The organism is Marihabitans asiaticum, assembly GCF_007828725.1.
Classification (GTDB): domain Bacteria; phylum Actinomycetota; class Actinomycetes; order Actinomycetales; family Dermatophilaceae; genus Marihabitans; species Marihabitans asiaticum.
Map to the genome: position 1 here is coordinate 385,646 of NZ_VIUW01000001.1, position 23,620 is coordinate 409,265.

Consider the following 23,620-nt stretch of genomic DNA (forward strand, 5'->3'; position numbering starts at 1 on the left):
TGGCGTCGGACCGTGGTCTGGCGTGCGGAGCCTGTCGATTTCCTGACGCAGGGTGGGGTCGCGGTACAGCAGTGAGCGGGAGACGTTGGCGGCGCGTGCGACGGTGACGTAGTTGATCGGGTGGCCGTCGCGGTCCAGTTCCCGGATCGCCTTGAGGCCGCGGGTCGTTCGTCGCCGCTGCCGCGCTCGGGCGGCCTACCCGCGCTCCTCGTCGTCCTCGAGACGGCGCTGGCGCTCCCGCTGCCCGTGCGTGATCTTGCGCCGGTCGGCCTCGGAGTCGAAACCTGAGCCCAGGGCCCCAGCGACGACACCCATCGCCGCGGCGAAGACCGCGATCCGGACGTAGTTGACCGCGCCGGCCGGCGAGCCGATGACCTCGCTCATGAAGTCCGGCGCGATGACTGCGGTCGCCCCGATGAGGATGAGCACGAGCAGCATGAGGTAGAGGGCGAGCACCGCGAGGAAGATCGTCACCACGGTGGAGAGGTTGTAGAGCAGGACGATCGCGGCGCGGCGGCTGTGCTCCCGCCGGTCCCACAGCCCGTTGCTCAGGATGAGCCACACCGTCATCGACAGCACCGCCGCGACCGCCACGAGGAGCAGTCGGGCGGGGTGCATCGCGTCCGACATCCGCCAGATCGAGTTGTAGAAGATGCCGAACGCGCCGGTGGCGAAGGCGGCCATGAAGGCCCCGGAGAGCCGCGGCGCGGTCCGCCACGGCTCGTTGGCGACGATCATCCCGCCGATCAGGCGAGCGCCGCCGGCCACCGGTGAGCTCGCCAGCGCGCGGCTTCCGTCCTCGCGCTCGTGCCACCTCGCCCACCGCAGCCGGTGCCGTCGCGTCACCTTGCCGGGCAGGTCGCCGGCGAACATCTGCACCGTGCACGCCGCGAGCACCGACCGCACACGGTCGGCCGAGACCCAGGCGCCCAGGGTCGGACAGGAGATCACGGCAACCCGCTGCTCGGGGAAGACCCCGGCGACCAGCGGGCGCCCGTCGGTGTAGCGCGGCATCTCGGTGAGCACGAGGACGACGTCGACGCGCTCGTACCGGTCCGCGATCCGCTCGGCGGAGCCGAGCTCGATCCGGTCGTCCTGATCGGTGCGGATCAGCTCGCTCTCGACCATGACCTCGACCTCGCGGTCCAGGTCGCGGGCGAGCTCTGCGCGCAGATCGTCACGACCGGACAGCACACGGCGGGTGGGCAGACCGGGGTCGGCGACGACGAGGATGCTGAGAGCGTCGGGGGCGGCGGGGTGTGAGGGCACGGGGTCCTGTCAGTGGCGGGGCACGGGGGCGGTTCGCAGCCGGCGGGCTCGGGCTCGTCGGCGACAGCGGTGTGCGGGGTCGAGGGTATTCCCGCGCCGGTACGGTCGACAATGGAACGCGACCCCCCGATCTCAGGAGCATCTCGTGCCAGCTCAGACCAGCCCCGTCGCCATCGTCACCGGAGCGTCCTCCGGCATCGGCGCCGCGACCGCCCGCAGGCTCGCCCGCGCGGGCTTCGTCGTCTACGGCGCTGCCCGCCGCGCCGATCGGCTTGCCGAGCTGGGCGAGGGGATCCGCCCTCTCGTCATGGACGTCACCGACGAGCAGAGCCTGGTCGACGGTGTCGGTCAGGTGCTGGCCGACAACGGCCGGATCGACGTGCTCGTCGGCAACGCGGGCTACGGCTCGTACGGCTCGATCGAGGAGGTCTCGATCGACGAGGCACGTCGCCAGCTCGAGGTCAACGTCTTCGGTCTGGCCCGCCTCGTCCAGCTGGTCCTGCCGACCATGCGCGAGCAAGGATCCGGCCGGATCATCAACGTCTCCTCGATGGGCGGACGCTTCGCCGCCCCCTTCGGCGGCTGGTACCACGCCAGCAAGTTCGCGCTCGAGGCGCTGAGCGACTCCCTTCGCTCGGAGGTCGCCGACTTCGGCATCGACGTGAGCATCATCGAGCCCGGCGCGATCAAGACCGAGTGGGGCGACATCGCGGCCGAGTCGGCGCTCGAGGTCTCCGGTGACGGCCCGTACGCGGACCGGGTCCAGGCGATGGCGAAGGGGTTCCGCCGCAGCTTCGCGAACGTCGCTTCCTCGCCGGAGGTGGTGGCGAAGGCGATCGAGCACGCGGCGACCGCCGACCGCCCGCGGATCCGGTACGTCATCGGGATGGGGGCCAAGCCGCTCACCCTGGCCGCCCGGGTGCTCCCCGCCAAGGTGATGGACGTCGCGATGCGCCGCGGCATGGGCTGACCTCCGAAGTGCTGCATGCAGCACTTCGTCGTCGGTGCAGCACCTGCATGTGCTGCACCGACGACAAACTGCTGCGCACTCCCCCTTCGCCCCGAGGTCGGCCGGTCACCGGGTAGCCGGCGCGCCGGCTCAGCCCTGACGAGCCTTCATCCGTGGGTTCTCCTTGTTGATGACGTAGGTCTTGCCGCGTTGGCGGACGACCTGGGAGCCGGGCTGGCTCTTGAGGGAGCGCAGGGACTTGCGGACCTTCATCGTCGGTCTCCCTCTGCAGTTGGTCGAGCTGGGTATGCATCCCCTGGCCTTCGATGAGAACGGTTATCGCTCACAATGCGAAGGGGGAAGTCGGCGGCGGTCAGTCGGGCAGCAGCGAGATCTTCTGCCAGATCTTCGCGGCCAGGCCGGAGCACAGAGCCTCGACGTCCGAGACCGTGTCGAGCACGACGTCGTCCTCGCTGGCCTCGGCGCACAGGGCCGCGACCTTGCCGGTGAGGGAGAGCAGCTCGGAGCAGTAGTCGAGGTACCGCGCCATCTCCTCGCGCGTCATCGGGTCGTGCACGGAAGCGCCCGTCGGGACGTAGTCGCGGCTGAGGTGCTCGGGGTCCTTGGTCAGCTGGTGCATGTCGATGACGTGTGCGAGAGAGCGCAGACGGTGCAGCAGAGCAAGGATCCGCGCGCGCTCGAGCCGGGCGGGCAGCGCGAGGAGGAACCAGATGGCGATCGCGGCGAAGACGACGTCGTTGATGCCCGACTCGACGAGCGGCACCCACTCCGTCGGCTCGCCCTCGTAGGTCCGGGCGACCTCGCGGACGACGGCGATCACGACGTAGAGCGTGACCGCGGCGATGAGAAGCCCGAACGCGAGGCTGATCCAGCGGGTGACCCGCAGCCTGAGGCGGGAGGCTCCGGAGACGTCCTCGACCTCGTCGGCCAGCGATCGCAGCTCGGCGGCAACGGCGGTCAGGCCGCGCTCGGGGAACCGGGCGCGGACCCGGGACTCCACCCGGGCGATCGTGCTCTGGACGAGGTCGGCGTCGAGTCGGTCGAGGGTTGGCACGCGCGACAGGGTAGATGGGTCACCCCTTCGCCTCTGCCGGGGCAGTGCGAAGGGGTGACCGTTCGTCTGAGGCTCCCCGGGGATCTGCGAAGGGGGGCGTCAGCTGCGGGCGGGCGGGGCGCCCATCCCGCCACCGCCGCCGCCGGCGGCGGTCGTCGTGTCCACGCCCACCGTCAGGGTGACGGTGTACCCCTTCGCCGTGTCGCCGGTGACGTCGGCGAGCTGGCTGGCCCCGCCGTCGTCACCGAAGACGTTGTCGCTCGTGAGCGACACCCGCGAGAGATTGCTCGAGGATGACTCGTACCCGTCGGTGCCGTAGACGGTCGCGCAGACGTCCTGGGGGAGCGCCACCTGCGAGGTCGCGATGGCGTTGCTCGCGTCGGTGATGCTGCCCTCGTCGGGATAGACCTCGAAGTGGATGTGCGGCCATCGCCCGTCGTAGCAGGCGGGGAAGATGCTCGAGAAGGTCACCGCGCCGGAGTCGTCGGCCACCTGCACCCCGCGCAGGTAGTTCTCTGACTCGACGCCCGAGGAGTACATCGAGTAGCGGCCCTCGCGGTCGCAGTGCCAGACGTAGACGGCGACCCCGGCGAAGGGGGTGCCCCCGGAGGCGAGGTCCTTGACCTTGAGCGTGAGGGTCATCGGGACGCCCTCGGCGGTCGTGGTCGAGTCACCGAAGCTGGAGCGGATGTCGCTGCGGACCACCCCGCTCTGCTCGAGGACGTCGGCCCCGTTGCTCCCGTCGCCGGGGTAGGGGCCAGCGGTCTCTTCTGGGATCTCGGTCAACGACGCGGCGCTCGCGCTGCCCGACGAGCTCGACGACGTGCCCGCGGTGACGCCGCTCGTCGAGCTTGTCGACCCGGTACTCGTCGTCTCCGCGCACGCGGCGAGCGCGCCGACGCTGCCGAGGCCCACCAGCGCCAGCATGCGGCGTCGGTCGAGCAGGGTGGCGATGTCGAACTGCAGGCCCTGGTCCACCAGCTCCTCGTCCTGCTTCGGCAAGACCCGGCCCTGGTAGCTGCGGTTGGTCGTCATGGTGGTGTCCCTTCGCGTAGTGGTGACCCCTAGGGCAGCCGAGCAGGCTATGCGTCTGCTGTGGGTGGTGGGTGGGCGTCGTGTGAGAGCGGGAGAGACTTGGCCGCATGAGAGCGGTCGTGATTCGCCAGACCGGTGAGCTGCCGGCGGTCGAGGAGGTCGCCGCCCCGCGGTGCCCTCCGGGCGGGGTCGTCGTCGACGTCGCCGCCACCGGGGTATGCCGGTCGGACTGGCACGCCTGGATGGGGCACGACCCGGTCGCCCTCCCGCACGTCCCTGGGCACGAGCTCGTCGGCACGATCCGCGAGGTCGGCGAAGGGGTGACCCGCTGGCGGGTCGGCGACCGGGTCACCACCCCCTTCGTCTGCGGATGCGGGGCCTGTGCGTCGTGCGCCGCGGGGGAGTCGCAGGTCTGCCCCGACCAGACCCAGCCGGGGTTCACCGGGTGGGGCTCCTTCGCCGAGCAGGTCGCCCTGCACGCCGCGGACCACAACCTCGTCGCCGTCCCGGAGGCGATCGGCGACATCGAGGGGGCGGCGCTCGGCTGCCGGTTCGCGACGGCCTATCGGGCCGTGGCACAGCACGGGAAGGTCGGCGAAGGGGACTGGGTCGCGGTCCACGGAGCCGGCGGGGTGGGACTGTCCGCCCTGCTCGTCGCGAAAGCGCTCGGGGCGCGGGTCGTCGCCGTCGACGTCGCACCCGCTTCTCTGGCCCTGGCCACCGATCTGGGCGCAGAGGTGGTGCTCGACGGGACCGGGCTGGCGCCCGCGGACGTGGGGGACCGGGTCCACGAGGTGACCGGCGGCGGGGCTCACCTCTCCCTCGACGCGTACGGGTCAGGGCCGACCGCGGTCGCGAGCGTCCTCTCCCTTCGCCGCCGTGGTCGACACGTCCAGGCCGGGCTCCTCCTCGGCGACCAGGCACGCCCCCCGCTTCCGATGGACCGGGTCGTGGCGTGGGAGCTGTCGATCCACGGCACGCACGGGCTCGCGGCCGCTGACTACCCCGCGATGCTCGACCTCATGGCCGACGGGGTCGATCTCTCCCGGCTCGTGGGTGCGGTCGTCGGGCTCGACGAGGCGCCCGCCGCGCTCGCCGCTCTCGGTGCGCCACCCCTGCGTCCGGGCGTCACCGTCGTCCGCCCCTGACCCCTACGGTGGGCGCGTGCGCCTCAAGCCCGGCCGTCCAGACCTCGCCCGGTACCGCGACCGTTTCGACGTGCCCGAGGCGAGCGGGCCACGGGCCTGAGCCGCGCTTCGGTACGCCGTGGGGCAGGGGCCGAACTGGCGGGCAGCGCTGCTCGGGACCGGTGACGCCTCCTGCAACCAAAGGGTAGGCTTGCCTTATCGCGATACGAAGGGGTGCAGGGTCATGGTTGCGTTGTCCACCGCGCTGAAGGAGCGCACTGCTACAGCGCACACGCGCGCGGAGGAGTCCGACTTCGTCACCAACCTGGTGCACGGTGACGCCTGCCGGGGTGCCTACTCGGCCATGGTCATCCAGCACCTCGCGATCTACCGCGCGCTTGAGGGGGGTCTGGACCGTCTCGCCGGTCACCCGCTCCTGACGCCGGTCGACGACCCGGCCCTGCGACGTGTCTCCGCCCTGGAGGACGACCTGCGCGCCTTGGGCGTCGAGGTCGAGACGGTCGGCGCTGAGCGAGTCCTGCCGGCGACCCGGCAGTACGTGGACGCCCTCGAGGGGGCCGACGCCGAGACCCTGCTCGCCAACCACTACGTGCGCTACCTCGGCGATCTCTCCGGCGGGCAGATCGTCTCCCGTCTGGTGCAGCGCCACTACCAGCTCGGGGACGACGTGGTCAGCTTCTACCGCTTCCCCGAGATCGAGAAGCCCAAGACCTACAAGGACCGGTACCGGGCAACCCTGGATGCGCTCGACCTGTCCGCCGGGCAGCGGGAGCGGGTGCTCGACCAGGCGGAGGAGAGCTTCGAGATGAACCGCTCGGTCTTCGCCGACCTCAGCGCGGCCCGAGGCGGCGCCCACCTGGCCGCGGGGGTCGGCTGAGCGGTGCCGACGTGGTTGGAGGGTCGCCCCTTCGCGCTGGTCTTCCTCGTGCTGTACGTCATCGGGACCGCACGGGGGCAGCTGACGTACGGGATCGCTCGGTGGACCGCGAGCCAGACCATCCGCCGCACGGACCGGTCGGCAGGGTGGCCTGCCCGCGTGAACGGCTGGCTCGACGGCGCGGAGGTCGCACGCGGTCGTCGCGCCATCGAGCGGTGGGGGTTACCGGTGATCCCGCTGGCCTACCTCACCGTGGGGTTCCAGACGATGGTGCTCGCCGCGTGCGGGGTGCTGCGGGTGCACTGGCTGCGCTTCACCCTCGCGCAGATCCCGGGCGCGCTCGCATGGGCGCTGATCTACGCCACGATCGGCTTCGCCGCGTGGGAGGCGGCCATCGGTGCGGCCGCCGGGTCGCCGCTGGCGATCGCGCTGCTCGGCGTGCTCTTCGTCGTCGGCGTGACCAGGTGGATGAGCCGACGCACGGCCAGACGCAAGGCGGGAATGTCCGACGCTCGCGTGTAGTTAAACTATCAACTACACGCGAGAGCGAGGCGAGCCATGCAGATCGGCATCTTCAGCGTCGGTGACGTCACGACCGACCCGACCACGGGCATCACCCCCGACGAGGGCGAGCGCATCCAGGCGATGACGAGCATCGCGCTCAAGGCCGAGGAGGTCGGCCTCGACGTCTTCGCCACGGGGGAGCACCACAACCCTCCCTTCGTCCCGAGCGCGCCGACCACCCACCTGGCTTACATCGCGGCCAAGACCGAGCGCCTGCGGCTCTCCACCGCGACGACCCTCATCACGACCACCGACCCGGTCCGCATCGCCGAGGACTACGCCTTCCTCCAGCACCTCTCCGGCGGACGCAACGACCTCATGATGGGGCGGGGCAACACCGGCCCGGTCTACCCGTGGTTCGGCAAGGACATCCGCGACGGCATCCCCCTCGCCATCGAGAACTACCACCTCCTGCGCCGCCTGTGGCGCGAGGAGTCGGTGACCTGGCAGGGCCAGTTCCGCACGCCGCTGCAGGGATTCACCGCCACCCCGGCGCCGCTGGACGGCACACCCCCCTTCGTCTGGCACGGCTCGATCCGCTCCACCGAGATCGCCGAGCAGGCCGCCTTCTACGGCGACGGGTTCTTCCACAACAACATCTTCTGGGACATGGGGCACACCGCGCAGATGGTGCGGCTCTACCGGCAGCGGTTCGAGCACTACGGCCACGGATCGGCCGACCAGGCGATCGTCGGGCTCGGTGGCCAGGTGTACATGGCCGGCAGCGAGGCCGAGGCCAAGCGGATCTTCCGTCCGTACTTCGACAACGCGCCGGTCTACGGGCACGGCCCGTCGCTGGAGGAGTTCACCGCGCAGACCCCGCTGACCGTCGGCACCCCCGAGATGGTCATCGAGCGCACCCTCTCCTTCGCCGACGCGGTGGGCGACTACCAGCGCCAGCTCTTCCTCATCGACCACGCCGGCCAGCCGCTGGAGATGGTGCTCGAGCAGATCGAGATCCTCGGGCGCGAGGTCGCCCCGGTGCTGCGTGCCGAGTTCGACCGACGCCGCCCCGCCCACGTCCCGAGCGACCCGCCGACGCATGAGAGCCTCGTGGCGGCCGGTCCGCAGGACAGGCACCACCGCGTGATCAGCAGCCCCGTCGCGATCGCCGAGCAGGAGGCGGCGAAGGGGGAGAGCCGGGCGAAGGGAGAGAAGGTCACCTCATGAGTCGTCGTGTCGTCGTCCTCTCGGCGGGTCTGTCGACCCCGTCGAGCACCCGCCTGCTCGCGGACCAGATCGCCGACGCGGTGCGCTCGGCCATCGGCGGGCGCGGGGAGTCGGTCGCGGTCGAGACGATCGAGCTGCGCGAGCTCGCGGTCGAGATGGCACAGACCCTGGTCTCGGGCAACCGGCCGACCCCCGGCGTCGTTGCCGCGCAGGAGTCGATCGCGGGCGCGGACGGGCTGGTGGCGGTGACGCCCGTCTTCAGCGCCAGCTACTCGGGCCTGTTCAAGACCTTCGTCGACCTGCTCGACCCCAAGGCGCTCGTCGGCATGCCCGTCCTGGTCGCTGCGACCGCTGGCACCGCGCGGCACTCCCTCATGCTCGACCACGCCATGCGGCCGCTCTTCGGCTACCTGCGCGCAGTCGTCGCGCCGACCGGGGTCTTCGCCGCGACCGAGGACTTCGGCGCCGTGGACGGTGCGGGGGAGGACGCCCTCTCGGCGCGGATCCACCGCGCCGCCGAGGAGCTGGCAGCGCTCGTGGTGCGCACCCCCTCCGGAGTCGAAGGCTTCGCCCCCACCAGCGGGGACGAGCGCGGTCGCGGTCAGGGTCGCGCGCGGGCGCACGAGCTGGGCGTGGTCACCGACTTCGCCTCGCTGCTGCGCGGTCACGACGGCACCGGCTGACCCTGCCCACACCGTCGCAGATCCCCGGGGAACCTCAGACGAACGGTCGCCCCTCCCCTTCGCAGATCCCCGGGGAACCTCAGACGAGCGGTCGCCCCACGCTCAGCGTTCGCTCGCCACGTACGGCGTGACGCTGGACGAGTCGCCGATGTCGTCCTTGCCGATGACACCGAGGCTTCCCTCGCGCAGCAGCAGCACGGTGTGCACGTCGGCGAGCGAGCCCTTACCGGCTCCGCGCACCGCCTCGTGCACGTCGTCCTCGAGGAGCCGGTGGCGTCGCAGCGCGCGGTCACGCATCTGCCCGTCCTCGTAGAGCACGACCGGCGGGTGGTCGAGGAGATGGCGCACCCGGTCCGAGCGCGAGCGCGCCCAGGCGAGGATCCACTGCAGCGAGACGAGGACGACGAGCACCCACAGCAGCTGCACGAGCGAGATCTTCTCGGCGGTCACCATCCGGCCGAAGGCCGAGCCGACGCTCACCGCGATGACGAAGTCGAGAGGGGTCATCTTCGACATCGTGCGCGGGCCGGTCGTACGCAGCAGCAGGACGAGGGCGAGATAACCGACAGTGGCCATGAGCGCCGCGTGGACGATCGGGGTCCATCCGGTCCAGAGCATCGTGGAGTCCATCGCTCCACGCTGTCACGAATTCCCCCTTCGCCCGATCCAGAGGCCGCCGGTCAGCGCAGTCCTCGGGGGATCGAGGCGCGCAGCCGGGACGGCAGGCCCGCAGCCGCCGCGAACCCGAGCGCAGTCCTCGGCTCGTACCCCACCCGCCACAGCCCGCCGTGGGCCGCCGCGTCGGAGAAGAGCTGCTCGGGGTGCTCGCGCGCCGGCATCCCCACCATGAGGTCTCGCACGAGCAGCGCCGCCATGAGCGGGCGGACCGTCTCGGGCTGGAAGACCTCGACCCCGAAGTGGTGCGCTCCCGCGTACGCCGCGCCGAGCACCGGGTTCTTCACGACCGAGCGGGTCCACGTCGCCGGGGCGACGTTGAAGGAGACCCGCTGACCCACCCCTTCGCCCTCGACCCCCTGCCAGCGCTGCACCCGCTTGGCGATGGCGTAGTTCGGACCCTGTTGCGGCACAAGGACATCCGCGATGCCTGCCGAGCCATCGGCGACCCCGGGATAGGCGGGCGCGAAGGCCTTGCCCCGGCCGGCCATCCGCAACGGAGCCTGCGCGCCGCGCACGACGCGCCCTCGGTCCGCCCACCGCCGATGCGCCTCGGTCACCACCTCGGGCGGGACGACGAAGCTGTCGGTCGGCGTCGCCAGCCAGGCCAGCGCGGTGTGCCGGTCGTCGGCGGTCAGCGCCCGCATCAGCAGGTCGGTGGCGGCGCTGACCCGCACGTGCACGCCCGAGTCGGCGTACGCGTGCATGCCGACGACGAGCGGCTCGTCGGTGCGCCGGCTGCGGATCCACTGCAACACCTGCGCCGGCTGGTGGACGACGTCGGCGCCGGAGTCCCCTCGGCCGTCGACGGGGAAGGTGAGGGTCCCCGCACCGCCGGCGGCGATGCCCTTCTTGTGCCGCCAGGCCCGCGAGCGCGGCAGGTCGATCGCGTGGACGTCGACCCCCCAGTCGAGCAGCGGCTCCAGGGGACCCATCTCCGACCCCGCCCCGATGAGCAGCACCTGGCGGTCGGGCAGCGCCAGCCACTCGGGGTGGGTGACCACCTCGCCGACCGCGGTAGCGAAGGACGGCTCGACCAGCCCGTCCTCGACCCACCGGCCGACCTCGCCGAGGAGCGCGTCGCCGCTTAGCTCAGCCCCCTCGAAGGGCACCCGCAGCTCGGTCACGGGGTCGGCGGTGCCGACGACGGACTCGGTGGCGAAGGGGGAACCGCTCGCCTCCTCGAGGGAGGCCTCGGCCAGGGAGGTCTCGCCACCGTCGTCGTCGACGAGGACCAGGCGCCGTCGCATGGCAGCAAGTCCCTCGCGAGCGATGGTCTGGGCGTCGTCGGCGGAGCGGCTCGACGCCTCGGTGACCGCGCGGACGTGACCGACGTAGTCCGTGCGCCAGTCCTGGGTCTCGTGGATCCGCGCGGCGAGCTCGGGGTCGGTGGTCGCGACCGAGTCGGCGAGGATGCCGCGGGCGGTCGCGGTCGTCGGTCGCCCGTCGCCCTCTCGCGGGAAGTGCACGCCGGCCGAGGTCTCGCTCTCGCTCATGGCCCGATCCTTGTGGCCCAGACCACGCCACCGCAACCTCTCCCTCCCTTCGTATCTGCCAAGGCAGGTGCGCGCCTCCCTTCGTAGGATCACGTCATGCGCCGCGTTGCCCCCAGAGCCCTGGCCCTCATCGCCCTGCCCGCCCTGCTCCTGCCGGCGGCATGCTCCGAGGACGCCCCCGAGAACCCGACCGGGGTGAGCGAGAGCACCGTCAGCGACGGCGCGAGCGAGAGCGCTGCCACCGTGGACTGCCCGCCGGAGGGCGGAGCGCAGGAGCAGGTGCAGTCCTTCGACGCGGCGCCGCCGATGTGCATCGACACCGCCAAGACCTACACCGCGGTGATGACGACCGACGCCGGTGAGATCACCATCGAGCTCGACGACGACAAGGCGCCGGAGACGGTCAACAACTTCGTCGTGCTGAGCAGGTACAAGTTCTACGACGGCGTGACCTTCCACCGGGTGATCCCGACCTTCATGATCCAGGGCGGCGACCCCAGCGGTGACGGCAGCGGCGGACCCGGTTACACCTTCGGCGACGAGCTGCCCGACGCGGGTGAGTACGAGGTCGGGTCGGTCGCCATGGCCAACGCCGGACCGGACACCAACGGGTCCCAGTTCTTCATCGTCACCGGCGACGCCGGGGTAGCGCTGCCGGCGAAGTACACCCTCTTCGGCACGGTCACCGACGGCATGGACGTCGTGAAGACGATCGAGGGCGACGGCTCGGAGTCCGGCGCGCCTCAGACCACCCACACGATCGAGTCGGTGACGATCGAGGAGGAGTGAGCGAAGGGGGGCGACCGAGGGCCCGCCCGCCTCAGGGGTGGGCGGACGGGCCGGTCTCTGATCTCAGTCAGGCGGCCGAGGACTCGGTCGCGCTGCTGTCGGAGTCGTCCGAGGAGTCGTCGCTGCTGCCGTCACGCTCCCCCCGCGGACCATGCGGTCCGCCCTCGCGCTCGGTGATCGTCTGCAGGTCGGCGCTCACCTCGTACATCGTGCGGTCGTCGTCAGTGCCGGCCATGACGTCGTAGGAGCCGTCGGGATCCTTGCGTACCTCCTGCACCTGGACGTCGGGGTACTTCGCGGTGACCGCCTCGGTGACCTTCGTCAGCTCGTCGCCGGTTACCGCGGTGTGCTCGTGACCGCCTGGACCGCCCTGGCCACCCGGGCCCTCACAGCTGCCGTCGCGCTGCTGTGAGGTCTCTCCCTGCTGTGAGCCGGACGAACCCTCCGATGAGCCGCTGCCCTCCGAGGTGGTGGCGGACTCGCTCGCCGACGGGCTCGGGGTGGTCGCTGCGACCGCCACGCCACCCCCGAGGATCCCGAGGACCGCTGCGCTCGTCACGGCGGCCGTCGTCATCGTCTGCTTCATGTCGAACCTTCCGTCGTGGCCGGAACCTCGTGCCCCGACCTGCGACATCGACACTGTCGCCGCAACCTGTCATGAGGGTATGAACGCGGCCAGACCTGGCTGTCGACTCAGCCGGGACGGGGCACGATGGCGGCATGGACGACGTGCTGGTCGAGCGGGTGCTCCGGGCGGTCGAGCTGGTGCCCGCGGGGCGCGTGGTCAGCTACGGCGATCTCGCGGCCCTAACCGGGATCGGCCCCCGCCAGGTCGGGTCGATCATGCGGCACTACGGCAGCAACGTCACCTGGTGGCGGGTGTTGTCCGCCTCGGGTGACCTGCCGGCGCCGTTGCGTGAGGAGGCCTTCGCGAGGTGGGAGAAGGAGGGAATCGCGCCCAAGCCGAACCGGCTGGGTTGCCGGATCGCGGACTACCGCGTCGACCTCGAGTGGCTGGCGCAGGAGCATGCCCTGGCCTGTGTCGACCTGACCTCAAAGGATGGGTGAGGCGCCTGCGATGCCAGACGCTGCTCCGACCCGCGCTCGTGCCCGATGCATGAGCGGGTCGACCTGGTGGCGATCAGGTCCGGCCGGTGGCAGACCCTGGACCCGACGATCCGGGGGTGGGTGGGGCCTGTGGGTGGGGGCTGGATCGTACGCGTATGTTGTGCGCCGTGGATCGGGCCTGCTGATCCGACGGACCAGCGGGCCCGATGTGGTGGTAACCGTTGACGATCCAGCCCTAGGCGCCTCGATGATCCAAGGAGCTCTGAGGGGCGAGCCTTGAGGCCGTGACGCTGGGCTGGACCCGGTACTCATCGGCGCCGGTGCCGCATCTCCTCCATGCCGAGCGCCGCTGCGGCGCCGATGAGGACAACCGCTGCGGGCAGCAGCATCGACTGGCTGAACGCCGAGGACAGGCCGCTGACCACCTCGGGGGGCAGGCTCGCGGAGCCGGCTGACCTCCCTTCGCCGCCGGCCAAGGACGCGGCCTGCGGGCCGGCCTCGGCGGTCAGCCGGGCACTCATCACCGCCGCGATGGCGGCGGCTCCGACGGTGGAGCCGACCTGCCGAGTGGTGTTGTAGACGCCTGACCCGGCGCCCGCGAGGCGAAGGGGGAGGTTGCGGTTGGCGGTCGTAGCCAGCGGCCCCCAGATGCAGGCGCCGGTGATGCCGATGAAGCAGGTGACGATGACGACGAGCCACAGCGGAGAGTCCGGGGTCATCACGGCAGCAAGGACGAAGAGGGTCGCAGAGAACCCGAGCAGCCCAACGCTGGGGAGGAGGCGGGGGTGCAGCCGGTCGATCCACCGGCCGACCAGCGGCGCGAGGATGATGGAGAAGACCGCCTGCGGGGCGATGACCAGCGCGGCTTCGCTCGGGGTGAGCTGACGCGCGGTCTGCAGCCACACGAGCAGGGGGAAGAGCATCGCGTTGACGGCGAAGCCCTGGACGGTCACCGCGACGTTGCTCAGGGTGAAGTTACGGTCGGCGAAGAGCGCGAGCGGCACCAGCGGCTCGGGCTGCACCCGGGACTGCCACCAGACGAAGGTGGTGAGCAGCGCGAGGCCCGCCGCGATGAGCAGGGGGATCGAGAGCGGTCCGGCGATGACGCCCCAGCCGAACTGCTCCCCCTCCTGGATCGCGAAGACGAGGCAGGTCAGCCCGGCCGCAGAGAGCGCGATGCCGAGCCAGTCCATGGTGCGTGCGCTCGTCGGCAGGTCGGGCACGAGTCGCCAGGCCGCGAGGAGGCCGAGGACCCCGACGGGGATGTTGACGAAGAAGATCCACTCCCAGCCGGCGCTGTCGATGAGCACCCCACCGAGGAGCGGGCCGACGAGGAAGGCGGCGCCGGCGGTCGCGCCCCACAGCGACATCGCGGTGCCGCGCCGGTCGACCGGGAAGGTGCGGGTGATGATCGCCATCGTCTGCGGAGTCATCATCGACGCGCCTAGGCCCTGGATGACGCGGGCGGCGACGAGCTCGGTGATGCTGCCGCTGAGCCCGCAGGCGAGGGAGCTGAGGGTGAAGACGGACAGCCCGGCGAGGTAGAGGCGCTTGGGACCGAAGCGATCGCCGAGACGACCGGTGATGAGCAACGGGACGGCGTAGGCGAGGGCGTAGGCACTGGTCACCCAGAGCACCTCGGTGATGCTTGCGTCGAGCTCTCGGATGAGAGCGGGCGTCGCGACCGAGACGATCGAGACGTCGACGAGGATCATGAAGAACCCGACGACGAGGGCCCAGAGTGCCGGCCAGGGGTTGGCGGGTCCCTCCGCTGCCGCGGACGAAGGGGGATGAGTGCCGCTCACGGGGGCACGTTACGCGCCCGAGCGGCGAGGGTCGTCGGCGGTAGCGTGAGTAGCGCACGTCGAACGCGAGCAGGAGGGTTGTCCATGCGAACGGCTGTGTCGGTGGTGTGCCTGTTCGTCGTGGCCGTGGCGGGGATCTACCTCGTCCTCAGCGCACCGGGGATGGCCGAGAGCGGCGAGGTGTCCGGTGGTGCGATCGCAGCGCTCGTCGTGGCAGTCGTGTGCGCGGTCGTCACGCGCCGGCTCAACCCGAGCCGGACGCGCAACAACCTGACCAACAACGGCTAGCCCCGCCGCGCACGACCTCGCAAGGAGGTGTCGGCGCCGTCTGATCGTCGGGTCTACTGCCCCTGTTCTTCTGCGGTCCCCTTCGCCTCGTGCGGCATCACGATGACGGGGCACCGGGCCTGGGCGACGCAGTGCTGGCTCACCGACCCGAGGAGCATCCCGACGAACCCGCCGTGGCCGCGGCTGCCGAGAACGAGCAGCTGCGCGTCGCGGGAGGCCTGGATGAGGTTGCGCGCGGGATGACCGCGCTCGACACGCTCGGTGACCTGCGCCTGCGACCCGAGCGCGGAGCCGACCGCCTCCTTCAGCATGGCCTGGTAGCTCTTCTCGAGCTCCTGGGCGTCCTGGAAGCCGGTCATCGCCATGGGTCCGTAGACCCGCGGCACGTCGTAGACGGCCACGGCGTGCAGGGGCGCGTCGAACCGTTGCGCGTAGTCGGCGCCCCACCTCAGGGCTTGCAGGGAGTCCTCTGAACCGTCGACTCCGACGACGACTGGTCTGGTGTCCATGTGGGCGTCCTCCTCGGTTGATCCACCGGCGGACCGCGCGGTCGGCGACCTCGGCGTGGTGTCCGCCGTCTGCTCCCCACCGTAGCGACCACGGCCATGGATCAAACATACGTTCGACCACCGACAGCGTGCCGAGGCTCTACGTAATTCTTGCCATTCTGGAAAAAGACTTGACTTGCCGGGTTGTTGAGTGATTGTCTTGCCGGTATGGAAAACAACACTGAAGCCCGCGACTCCCTCGCAGCGCTCGACGCCGACCGCGCCGCCCTCGCCGACCGCACCCGGATGCCGACCTGGTACCACGCGCTCGTCGGAACAACCGCTGCCGCGCTCGTCCTCATGGGCCTGGTACCTGACGACTGGTCGGGTTTCGTGATGCCCGTCGCCGTGGCCATCTGGGTCGGACTCATGCTCTACCCGCCGCGACGGTCCGGCGTCGCGATGAGCTCGTGGTCGGCGCCGATGATCCTGCTGGCGCTGATCTTCCTGCTCGCGCTGATCATCGTCATCGTCATCGCCAACGTCATCGCGACCCAGCTGTCGGCCTGGTGGCTCATCGTGCCGGCGGTGCTCGCCTTCGGCGCTGGGTGGTGGCTGAGCGTCACCAGCGAGCGACTGACTCGTCGGGAGCTGACCCGTGAGCGGTGATCCGTCCTTTAACGAGACGATCCATGCGCCGGTGCGGTTGCGGATCTCGGGGTTGTTGCGCGGAGCCGAGAAGGTCGACTTCGCCGTGCTGCGCGACACCATCGGCATCTCGGACGCCACCCTGTCCAAGCACCTGAAGGTGCTCGCCGACGCCGGGTACGTCAGGACGACGAAGGAGAGGTCGGCGGCCCGCGACGATGCCCGTCGGCTGACCTGGGTGGCGCAGACGGCGGAGGGGAAGGCGGCCTTCGATGCGCACGTCGCCGAGCTGCGTCGGATCACCGGCGAAGGGGGGTGATCGGCGCGGACGACCCGGTCAGGCGAGTCCGTCGGTCGGGTCGAGCCGAGTGAGGCCAGGGATGCCGTCGAAGTCGGGGTCTCTGCTCACGATGTCGGCGAAGCCGGCGCGGAGCGCGGTCGCGGCGTGGACGGCGTCGCGGCCTCGCACGCCATTCTGCGCGGCGAGGTCGCGGGCGAGGTGCAGGACCTCGACGTCGAAGGGGTGCCAGGTCACCAAGTCATCGACGAGGTCGAACTGGCGCACGGCGGTCTCGGGATCAGTCCGGCGGAGGCGGTGGAAGTGGAACTCCTGTCCGCCCTCGACGCTCAAGTGAAGCCGGTGGAAGCCTCTGCTGCCCCGGACCGGTCGGAGCGCTCCGCTTCGGCGGCGACGAACTCGTATCGAGCGTCGTCGAGCAATAGTTGCAGGCGACGTTCCATCAGGGGCATCCGGTGAGCATGCACAGGTGTATGCGCATATAGGAGTGCTGCGTGTGCGGCTCAGCGAAAGCTCGATTCCAGGCGTCGACGGAACGGCTCTGGTGCTCGTTGACCCTGCTAAACGCTCGTATAACATACTGAACATGCGTTCAGCCGACTCGCCTCCCAGCGATGTCACCGCCCGCGCCCGCATCCGCGATGGCGCGCTGGCGCTCTTCGCCGAGCGGGGCGAGGACGCGGTGACCATCCGCCAGATCGCCGAGCGGGCGGAGGTCTCGCCCGGGCTCGTCGTCCACCACTACGGCTCCAAGGCCGGGCTGCGCGAGGCGGTCGTCGACCACGTCAAGCACTGGATGGACGAGCTCATCGACTCCTCCAGCGACCCCGAGACCGCCGCCGACATGATCGAGGGCGACATGGCCACCCTCGGCTTTTTCCTCGAGGCCGCCCTCCCGCCCGGCTCGCCGATCCCCGCCTACCTGCGCCGCCTCTTCCTCGCCGGCGACCCCGCCGCGACCGAGCTGCTGAGCCGCTGGCACGACGGCACGGTCGCGATCTTCCGCGCCTGGCACGACGCGGGTGTGCTCGACGCCGGCCCGGACCCCGAGACGCGCGCCGCGATCGCGATGTCGGCCGACTTCGGCCTGATCTTCCTGCGTGAGCAGTGGACCGAGATCCTCGGCACCGATCCCCTCGGTGACGGCATGCAGCGCTGGACCGAGGAGTCCATGCGCGTCTACGCCGCCATCTGGCCCGATCCCCCTTCGCCCCCCGCCAAGGAGAGCTGATGACCCCTTCGCCCGTCATCGAGGTCAGCGACCTCGTCAAGACCTTCGGCCCCACCCGCGCCCTGGACGGGCTCGACCTCACCGTGGGCGAAGGGGAGGTGCACGGATTCCTCGGGCCGAACGGCTCCGGCAAGTCCACGACCATCCGCATCCTCCTCGGCCTGGCCCGCGCCGACGCCGGCACCGCCCGCCTCTTCGGCGGCGACCCCTGGCGGGACGCGGTCGAGCTGCACCACCGCCTCGCCTACGTCCCCGGCGACGTCACCCTCTGGCCGGGTCTGTCCGGCGGGCAGTGCATCGACGTCCTCGGCCGCGCCCACGGGGGCCTCTCCGACCGGCGCCGCAGCGAGCTCATCGAGCGCTTCGACCTCGACCCGACCAAGCGCTCCCGCGACTACTCCAAAGGCAACCGGCAAAAGGTCTCGCTCGTCGCCGCGCTGGCCGCCGACGTCGACCTGCTCGTCCTCGACGAGCCGACCTCGGGCCTCGACCCGCTCATGGAAGAGGTCTTCCAGCAATGCGTCCGCGAGCGCCGCGACGAGGGGGTCACCGTGCTGCTCTCCAGCCACATCCTCGCCGAGGTCGAGGCCCTCGCCGACCGGGTGAGCATCATCCGCGCCGGCCGCACGGTCACCACCGGCACCCTCGCCGAGCTGCGCGAGCACACCAGCACCCACGTGCACGCCGTCACTGACGTCGGCGTCGACCTGACCGGCATCGACGGGGTGGGCGAGGTGCACACCGGCAGCAGTGACGGGCAGCCCGAGATCCGTTGCCACGCAGACGCATCCGCGATCCCAGCGCTCGTCGGCCGGGTCCACGCTGCGGGCGTGCGCTCCCTGACGATGACCCCGCCGAGCCTGGACGACCTCTTCCTCGAGCAGTACCGCACAGACCAGCACCCCCAGGACCAGGACGGCGAAGGGGGAGAGTCGGCATGAGCGTCGCCGGCACCTCGACCGTCGCGGGCACGCCGGCGATCGCCCGGGTCCAGTGGCGCACCGGGTGGAAGGCGATCCTCGGCTGGGTCCTCGGGCTATTCGCCGTGCTCGCCGTCTCGGCCGCCTCGATCATCGCCCTCTACGACACCGACGAGAAGCTGCGCGGCTACGCCGAGTCGATCACCGGCGGCGCGATGTACATGCTCAACGGCCGGGTCGCCGGCACCGACACGGTCGGCGGGGTGATGGCCAACGAGTTCGGCTTCGTCGTCGCCTTCTTCGTCCCGATCATGGCCCTCGCCCTCGTGGCCCGCTCCACCCGCCGCGACGAGGAGGCCGGCCGGCTCGAGCTGCTCCTCGCCTCCCGCATCGGCCGGCACGCCCCGCTGCTCGCCGCCCTCCTCATCGCGCTCGGCGCCCTGCTCGCCCTGGCCGTCCTCACCAGCGTCACGATGATCGCGCTCGGCGCCGACGCCGGCGGGGCGCTCCTCTACGGCGCCGCGCTCGTCGGCCTCGGCGCGGTCCACGCCGGGTCCACCGCCGTGCTCGCTCAGGTCTTCGAGCACAACCGCGCGGTCTGGGGTGCCGGGCTGGCCGTCGTCGTCCTGACCTACCTCCTGCGCGGTGTCGGCGCGGTCCAGGACAACGCCGTCCTGTGGGCCAGCCCGCTCGGCTGGTTCGACGAGGTCCGACCCTTCGGCGACGACGCCCGTGCCTGGCCGCTGTTCATCTCCCTCGCCGTCGCGGTGGCCCTGGCGCTCACCGCCTTCGCCCTCGCCGCCCGTCGCGACGTCGGCGCCGCCCTCGTCGGCTCCCGTCCCGCACCTGCCCGGGCCTCCTCCGTGCTGCGTTCCCCCTTCGGCCTGGCCCTCTACGAGCACCGCGGCCCGATCATCGGCTGGCTTGCCCTCTCGATGATCCTCATGGGCACCTACGGGGCACTCACCCAGGCGATCATCGACGCGCTCGAGGCCAACCCGAGCCTGACCGACTTCATCGGCGGCGGGGGAGGGGAGCAGATCCTCGAGCAGATCGAGGCGATGTTCGTCATGATGCAGACCATGCTCACGGCCGCCTTCGTCGTGCAGGCGATGGGCTCGCTGCGCGCCGAGGAGGACACCGGGCGGTTGGAGGCTCAGCTCGTGCAGGGCCGCAGCCGGCCGGCCTGGCTCGGTGTGCACGTCCTCGTCGTCGCCCTCGGCGCGGTGCTCATCCAGCTGATCGGCAGCCTCACCCTCGGCGCGAGCACCGCCGCTGCGCTCGGGGAGTCCCGCTGGACCGGTGATCTGCTACGCGCCGGGGTGGCCCACCTGCCGGTGCTGCTGCTCTTCCTCGGGCTGACCGTGGCGCTGCTGGGGTTGTGGCCGAAGGGGAGGATGCTCGCCTGGGTCGTCTTCGGCCTGGCGGCCGTCGTGTCCTACATGGGGCCGGGGATCGACCTGCCCCAGTGGCTCATCGACATCTCACCCTTCACCGCGGTCGGGTCACCGCCAGCGGAGGACGTCGACCTCGTCGCGGTCGCCGTGCTGGCCGGGGTGGGCCTGGTCCTCCTCGTCGCCGGGTTTTTCGGTTTCCGGCGACGCGACGTCCCGCGCGGCTGACCCTCCCTTCGCGCCGACCCCAGATCGAGCCCGCTAGGTTCGGTGCATGCTGCGCTCCCTCGCTCTCGTCTCGGCGCTCGACGCCGCGGGGGTCGACCACGTCGTGGTCGGGGGAGTCGCGGTCGTCCTGCACGGCCATGTGCGTACGACCGTCGACCTCGACATCGCACTCGAGCTGTCCAGCGACAACCTGCGCGCCGCCCTGTCCGTACTCCAGGCGGCGGGTCTGCATCCGCGCTTGCCAGTGCCTGCAGAGCAGTTCGCCGATCCCGAGATACGCCGCGCCTGGGTCGAGGAGCGCAATCTCGTGGCCTTCACCCTCGTCGACCCGGCCGACGCGTTGGTCGAGGTCGACCTCCTCGCAACGACCCCAGTCCCCTTCGCCGAGCTGTCGGCAGGCGCTGTGACGGTAGACCTTGGCGACGGCACCCGGGTCAGGGTGGCCTCGATAGACCACCTCATCGAGATGAAGAAGCACAGTGGCCGTCCGCAGGATCACGCCGACATCGACGCGCTGACCGCGATCAGGACAGGAGGTGGTCATGGAGCAGGGGCCTGAGCCGCAGGCGCGCGGCACCTCCGAGGACCCGGCGACGGTGCGGGCACGCCTGGCGACCACGCCGCTGCAGCGTGTGCGGTGGCTCGAGGAAGTGCTGCTCGTAGCGGAGCGCAGCGGCGCTCTGGCAAGGATCCGAGCCCAGCGTCAGCGCGAGCTCGAGTTGTGGTGGGCCTCGGGCGGTCGCTCCTGATCATCCGCCTCGCGCTCCGGTGAGTCGCTGCCTGTGGCACGTCGAGCCTGACGCTCCTCACGGGCGGCGCGGTTGCGCTTGCGGCGCTTGTACTCCGCCCACGCGATGCCGATGCCGACGAGCAGCGGCCAGATGAGCTCCAGCGAGTCGATGACCGGCTCGAGCCACGCGGGCAGGTCCGGGAGGTCCGGCCAGGGGATCGAGGGCAGGTCGAGGTCCGGCCACGGGATGCTCGGCAGCCGCCAGTCGGGCCACGGGATGTCCGGCGTGGGCAGGTCGACGTCCCAGTCGGGCAGCAGCCGGCGCAGGATCGGGATGAGCGCGGCGATCGCCAGGGGGATGAGGATCTTGCCCAGCCCGCCGAGGATGTCGTCGGCGGCCCCGAGCACGGGGTGACGGGTGGCGAAGTCCTCGCGCCGCGCGGCCTTGCTGCCGGGCTCGGGATCCATGTCGACCCCACCGGTGCCCATGAGCGCCCGGGTCTTCGCCTCCTTGCGCTCGCCCGCGAAGTGGGTGACCCGCCGCGGCCGCCCGGTCCCGGTGAAGCGCACCTTGATCGCGCCGACCTGATCGGCCAGCTCGTGGTCCTCGTCGGCCTCGAGCTCGAGGTTGTCGTCGGCCGCGCTCTTCTTCGTCGCGATCAGCTCACCGTCGACGAGCCAGCGCACGGAGTTGCTCCAGCCGCCCGTCGAGGTCTCCACCCGGTGCGACCGTCCGTCGACCTCAAGCTCCCAGACCTGCGGCTCGTCGATCTCGACCTGCTCCCCTGCCACGCGAGCACGATAGTGCTCGCGTGGCGCTCAGTCGCGGCGCTTGCGCCGCACGTAGAGCTGCTTGCGCACCCGGGCGACGACCTCGCCCCCTTCGTCCACGACGTCTGTCTCGCACCAGTGCAGCACCTTCGACCCGTCCGCCGCCCGGGCGCGCAGGTCCTCGAGCAGCTCCTCGGTGACGACGAACTCGGCGTGCAGCGCCGTGCGCCCGGGCCGGACGAACTCGATCTCACCCGCCTTGTCCCACACGACGTAGTCGCGGCCGAGGTTCTGCATCACGAGGATCATCCAGAACGGGTCGGTCATCGCGAACATCGAGCCGCCGAACTGGGTGCCGACGAAGTTGCGGTTGCTCGCCCGTCGCAGCAGCTCCACCCGCGCCCGCCGCCAGTCCGGGCTGATCTCGCGCACCCGGATCCCGGCGAAGCGGAACGGGGGCCAGAGGTTCATCCCGTGGCGGATCGCCCGCGGGTCGTCGGCGAGGTCCTGCCAGGTCGGCAGGCGGGAGGCGAGAGACGAAGGGTTGGGCATTCGGCTCGGAGAAGGCACGGGCCGATTCTCGCAGGGGTCGATGAACGGTACGACCCTCCGGTTGCGCGACGGACCCTTTGTGGATGCCTGAGCACGCTCTCCCGGCCACCTCGGTGCGCCTGCGTGATCCCCCTTCGCCCGACACCTACGGTGGCTCCCGACGAGGCGAGGAAGGGAAGAGGCGCCAGTGAAGCTCACGGTCAAGAACGACCCGGTTTACCAGCGACGTCGGCTGGTCGTGCTGGCCGTCATCGTCGTCGTGGTCCTGCTGCTCTGCTGGGTCGGGCGGCTGATCTTCGGTGGTGACGAGCCGGCGCAGGCCAGCGCACCGGCCGTGTCGGCGAGTCAGGCCGTGGACCGGCCCGTCGAGCAGGAGGCGCCCCCGATCGAGCCGGCGGAAGAACAGGGTGCGCAGGCCGGGACGGCCGACAGTGAGCTGGTGCGGCTGCAGCGGATCACCGGCGGGCTGACGCCGAAGTCGGTCGTCGCCTCGTCGGAGGGGCTGCTCTTCGCGCAGAACATGATGTACACCCACACCGTCACCGCCTACACCCCCGATGGCGCGCGCGTCGCCACCATCGACGACTCCGTCGACCTGGCCAAGCACGGTGTGAAGGGGCATCCGGGGACGAGCAAGGGCGCGCCGGTCGAGATGGCCTTCAGCCCCGACGGCTCGCGCGCCTACGTGAGCAACTACTCGATGTACGGCGAGGGGTTCCTGCCCGAGGGCGCCGATGCGTGCACGTCGGGCAAGGGGATCTCCAACAGCTACCTGTACGACATCGACACGGCCACCTTCGAGATCGAGCGGGTCATCGAGGTCGGCGCGGTGCCGAAGTACGTCGCGGTCACCCCCGACGGCTCGACGATCCTCGTCTCCAACTGGTGCTCGATGGACGTCACGGTCATCGACGCCGCGAGCGGCAAGGTCACCGCGTCGATCCCGACCGGTGGCAAGCACCCGCGCGGGATCGCCACGAGCCCGGACGGCAAGACCGCGTACGTCACCGTCATGGGCAGTGACCGGACAGTCGCGATCGACCTCGGCTCGCAGCAGGTGAGCGAGCTGGTCGACACCGGCGACAAGCCGCGGCACGTGGTCACCTCCCCGGACGGCACCTACATCTACATCACCAACAGCGGCGCGGACACGGTCTCCAAGGTCGAGGCCGCCACCGGCAAGATCGTCGCCGAGGCCAAGACGGCGGCCGACCCGCGCTCGACCGCCATCTCCCCGGACGGCGAAGCCCTCTACGTCGTCGAGTACGGCGCATCGCGGATGTCGAAGATCACCACGGCCGACATGCAGGTCGTCGACAGCGAGGCGGTGGACCCCCACCCGATCGGCGTCACCTACGAGCCGACGACCAAGCGGGTCTGGGTGGCCTGCTACGGCGGCTCCCTCCTCGTCTTCGACGACTCGCGCCGGGCCGCCTGACTCCCCCTTCGCCCGGCCCCGCGCTTCCCCC

The 23,620-nt window shown here is 71.0% G+C and carries 28 protein-coding genes; 16 read left to right on the forward strand and 12 right to left on the reverse strand.

The genetic code is table 11. From position 1 onward, the window contains the following. Nucleotides 1–195: 195 nt before the first annotated feature. Nucleotides 196–1,269 carry a hypothetical protein gene (locus FB557_RS01805; protein WP_144855093.1) on the reverse strand — a complete coding sequence of 358 codons (1,074 nt, stop codon included), beginning with the start codon at nt 1,267–1,269 and terminating at the stop codon, nt 196–198. 145 nt (nt 1,270–1,414) lie between these two features. On the opposite strand from FB557_RS01805, the gene FB557_RS01810 reads away from it, so the two are divergent. Continuing rightward, the gene (locus tag FB557_RS01810) at nt 1,415–2,239 is read left to right on the forward strand and encodes an oxidoreductase (RefSeq protein WP_246074311.1); all 825 of its coding nucleotides are present in this window, start codon (nt 1,415–1,417) and stop codon (nt 2,237–2,239) included. Between the two features lie 129 nt (nt 2,240–2,368). Here FB557_RS01810 and ykgO read toward each other — a convergent pair whose 3' ends face one another. The 3 genes from ykgO to FB557_RS01825 all read right to left on the reverse strand — a co-directional run bounded on the left by ykgO (nt 2,369) and on the right by FB557_RS01825 (nt 4,328). Continuing rightward, nucleotides 2,369–2,491, reverse strand: a complete 123-nt coding sequence (gene ykgO, locus FB557_RS01815) for a type B 50S ribosomal protein L36 (protein WP_144855097.1) — start codon at nt 2,489–2,491, stop codon at nt 2,369–2,371. A gap of 100 nt (nt 2,492–2,591) precedes the next feature. Next, the gene (locus FB557_RS01820; RefSeq protein ID WP_144855099.1) at nt 2,592–3,293 is read right to left on the reverse strand and encodes a hypothetical protein; all 702 of its coding nucleotides are present in this window, start codon (nt 3,291–3,293) and stop codon (nt 2,592–2,594) included. Nucleotides 3,294–3,392: 99 nt separating this feature from the next. Beyond that, a complete protein-coding gene (locus tag FB557_RS01825) occupies nt 3,393–4,328 on the reverse strand; it encodes an intradiol ring-cleavage dioxygenase (RefSeq protein WP_144855101.1) in 936 nt (311 codons plus the stop codon). Nucleotides 4,329–4,435: 107 nt separating this feature from the next. Between FB557_RS01825 and FB557_RS01830 the strand changes: the two genes are divergently transcribed. The 5 genes from FB557_RS01830 to FB557_RS01850 all read left to right on the forward strand — a co-directional run bounded on the left by FB557_RS01830 (nt 4,436) and on the right by FB557_RS01850 (nt 8,770). Continuing rightward, complete coding sequence (locus FB557_RS01830; protein WP_144855103.1) at nt 4,436–5,476, forward strand: alcohol dehydrogenase catalytic domain-containing protein; 1,041 nt, start codon at nt 4,436–4,438, stop codon at nt 5,474–5,476. A 223-nt stretch (nt 5,477–5,699) separates the two neighbouring features. Beyond that, nucleotides 5,700–6,353 (forward strand): biliverdin-producing heme oxygenase, encoded by a 654-nt coding sequence (locus tag FB557_RS01835; protein ID WP_144855105.1) that lies wholly within the window; start codon nt 5,700–5,702, stop codon nt 6,351–6,353. Nucleotides 6,354–6,356: 3 nt separating this feature from the next. Beyond that, nucleotides 6,357–6,875: a DedA family protein gene (locus tag FB557_RS01840; protein ID WP_144855107.1), complete on the forward strand. Its 519-nt coding sequence runs from the start codon at nt 6,357–6,359 to the stop codon at nt 6,873–6,875. A 36-nt stretch (nt 6,876–6,911) separates the two neighbouring features. Next, complete coding sequence (locus FB557_RS01845; protein WP_144855109.1) at nt 6,912–8,087, forward strand: LLM class flavin-dependent oxidoreductase; 1,176 nt, start codon at nt 6,912–6,914, stop codon at nt 8,085–8,087. Continuing rightward, nucleotides 8,084–8,770: an FMN reductase gene (locus FB557_RS01850; RefSeq protein ID WP_144855111.1), complete on the forward strand. Its 687-nt coding sequence runs from the start codon at nt 8,084–8,086 to the stop codon at nt 8,768–8,770. Before FB557_RS01845 ends, FB557_RS01850 begins: the two co-directional genes overlap by 4 nt. Before the next feature lie 102 nt (nt 8,771–8,872). On the opposite strand, the gene FB557_RS01855 is transcribed toward FB557_RS01850, so the two are convergent. Together FB557_RS01855 and FB557_RS01860 are read right to left on the reverse strand one after the other, a co-directional pair. After that, nucleotides 8,873–9,400, reverse strand: coding sequence for a DUF421 domain-containing protein (locus tag FB557_RS01855; RefSeq protein WP_246074313.1), 528 nt, complete (start codon nt 9,398–9,400; stop codon nt 8,873–8,875). Nucleotides 9,401–9,450: 50 nt separating this feature from the next. Continuing rightward, entirely contained in the window at nt 9,451–10,941 is a 1,491-nt protein-coding gene (locus tag FB557_RS01860) for a hypothetical protein (protein WP_144855113.1), read from the reverse strand. Nucleotides 10,942–11,037: 96 nt separating this feature from the next. Here FB557_RS01860 and FB557_RS01865 point away from each other — a divergent pair, with 96 nt between their 5' ends. Further along, nucleotides 11,038–11,730, forward strand: a complete 693-nt coding sequence (locus FB557_RS01865) for a peptidylprolyl isomerase (protein ID WP_144855115.1) — start codon at nt 11,038–11,040, stop codon at nt 11,728–11,730. 67 nt (nt 11,731–11,797) lie between these two features. On the opposite strand, the gene FB557_RS01870 is transcribed toward FB557_RS01865, so the two are convergent. After that, on the reverse strand, nt 11,798–12,316 hold the full coding sequence (locus FB557_RS01870; protein WP_144855117.1) for a hypothetical protein: 519 nt from the start codon (nt 12,314–12,316) through the stop codon (nt 11,798–11,800). 134 nt (nt 12,317–12,450) lie between these two features. Between FB557_RS01870 and FB557_RS01875 the strand changes: the two genes are divergently transcribed. Further along, a complete protein-coding gene (locus FB557_RS01875) occupies nt 12,451–12,798 on the forward strand; it encodes an MGMT family protein (protein ID WP_144855120.1) in 348 nt (115 codons plus the stop codon). 308 nt (nt 12,799–13,106) lie between these two features. On the opposite strand, the gene FB557_RS01880 is transcribed toward FB557_RS01875, so the two are convergent. Beyond that, a complete protein-coding gene (locus FB557_RS01880; protein ID WP_246074315.1) occupies nt 13,107–14,603 on the reverse strand; it encodes a DHA2 family efflux MFS transporter permease subunit in 1,497 nt (498 codons plus the stop codon). Nucleotides 14,604–14,687: 84 nt separating this feature from the next. On the opposite strand from FB557_RS01880, the gene FB557_RS01885 reads away from it, so the two are divergent. Then, nucleotides 14,688–14,891, forward strand: coding sequence for a hypothetical protein (locus tag FB557_RS01885; protein ID WP_144855122.1), 204 nt, complete (start codon nt 14,688–14,690; stop codon nt 14,889–14,891). Between the two features lie 53 nt (nt 14,892–14,944). Here FB557_RS01885 and FB557_RS01890 read toward each other — a convergent pair whose 3' ends face one another. Continuing rightward, complete coding sequence (locus FB557_RS01890; protein WP_144855124.1) at nt 14,945–15,400, reverse strand: universal stress protein; 456 nt, start codon at nt 15,398–15,400, stop codon at nt 14,945–14,947. Nucleotides 15,401–15,607: 207 nt separating this feature from the next. Here FB557_RS01890 and FB557_RS01895 point away from each other — a divergent pair, with 207 nt between their 5' ends. Both FB557_RS01895 and FB557_RS01900 read left to right on the forward strand, forming a co-directional pair. After that, on the forward strand, nt 15,608–16,048 hold the full coding sequence (locus FB557_RS01895; protein WP_144855126.1) for a hypothetical protein: 441 nt from the start codon (nt 15,608–15,610) through the stop codon (nt 16,046–16,048). Further along, a complete protein-coding gene (locus FB557_RS01900) occupies nt 16,038–16,346 on the forward strand; it encodes a transcriptional regulator (RefSeq protein ID WP_144855128.1) in 309 nt (102 codons plus the stop codon). The genes FB557_RS01895 and FB557_RS01900 overlap by 11 nt, the downstream gene beginning before the upstream one ends. A gap of 18 nt (nt 16,347–16,364) precedes the next feature. On the opposite strand, the gene FB557_RS14435 is transcribed toward FB557_RS01900, so the two are convergent. Next, the gene (locus tag FB557_RS14435) at nt 16,365–16,658 is read right to left on the reverse strand and encodes a type II toxin-antitoxin system VapC family toxin (RefSeq protein WP_246074317.1); all 294 of its coding nucleotides are present in this window, start codon (nt 16,656–16,658) and stop codon (nt 16,365–16,367) included. Between the two features lie 253 nt (nt 16,659–16,911). On the opposite strand from FB557_RS14435, the gene FB557_RS01910 reads away from it, so the two are divergent. Genes FB557_RS01910 through FB557_RS01925 form a run of 4 tightly spaced genes read left to right on the forward strand, consistent with a single transcriptional unit; the run spans nt 16,912 to nt 20,657 of the window. Continuing rightward, complete coding sequence (locus FB557_RS01910; protein WP_144855130.1) at nt 16,912–17,556, forward strand: TetR/AcrR family transcriptional regulator; 645 nt, start codon at nt 16,912–16,914, stop codon at nt 17,554–17,556. Further along, complete coding sequence (locus FB557_RS01915; RefSeq protein ID WP_144855132.1) at nt 17,556–18,497, forward strand: ABC transporter ATP-binding protein; 942 nt, start codon at nt 17,556–17,558, stop codon at nt 18,495–18,497. The genes FB557_RS01910 and FB557_RS01915 overlap by 1 nt, the downstream gene beginning before the upstream one ends. Then, entirely contained in the window at nt 18,494–20,098 is a 1,605-nt protein-coding gene (locus FB557_RS01920) for an ABC transporter permease (protein ID WP_144855134.1), read from the forward strand. Before FB557_RS01915 ends, FB557_RS01920 begins: the two co-directional genes overlap by 4 nt. A 46-nt stretch (nt 20,099–20,144) precedes the next feature. Then, nucleotides 20,145–20,657 (forward strand): hypothetical protein, encoded by a 513-nt coding sequence (locus FB557_RS01925; RefSeq protein ID WP_144855136.1) that lies wholly within the window; start codon nt 20,145–20,147, stop codon nt 20,655–20,657. Nucleotides 20,658–20,801: 144 nt separating this feature from the next. Here the strand turns inward: FB557_RS01925 and FB557_RS01930 are convergent, their stop codons facing one another. Then, on the reverse strand, nt 20,802–21,620 hold the full coding sequence (locus FB557_RS01930; RefSeq protein WP_144855138.1) for a hypothetical protein: 819 nt from the start codon (nt 21,618–21,620) through the stop codon (nt 20,802–20,804). A gap of 27 nt (nt 21,621–21,647) precedes the next feature. Next, on the reverse strand, nt 21,648–22,169 hold the full coding sequence (locus FB557_RS01935; RefSeq protein ID WP_342778888.1) for a DUF4442 domain-containing protein: 522 nt from the start codon (nt 22,167–22,169) through the stop codon (nt 21,648–21,650). Between the two features lie 169 nt (nt 22,170–22,338). Here FB557_RS01935 and FB557_RS01940 point away from each other — a divergent pair, with 169 nt between their 5' ends. Beyond that, nucleotides 22,339–23,589 (forward strand): YncE family protein, encoded by a 1,251-nt coding sequence (locus FB557_RS01940; protein WP_144855140.1) that lies wholly within the window; start codon nt 22,339–22,341, stop codon nt 23,587–23,589. The last annotated feature ends 31 nt before the right edge of the window (nt 23,590–23,620 follow it).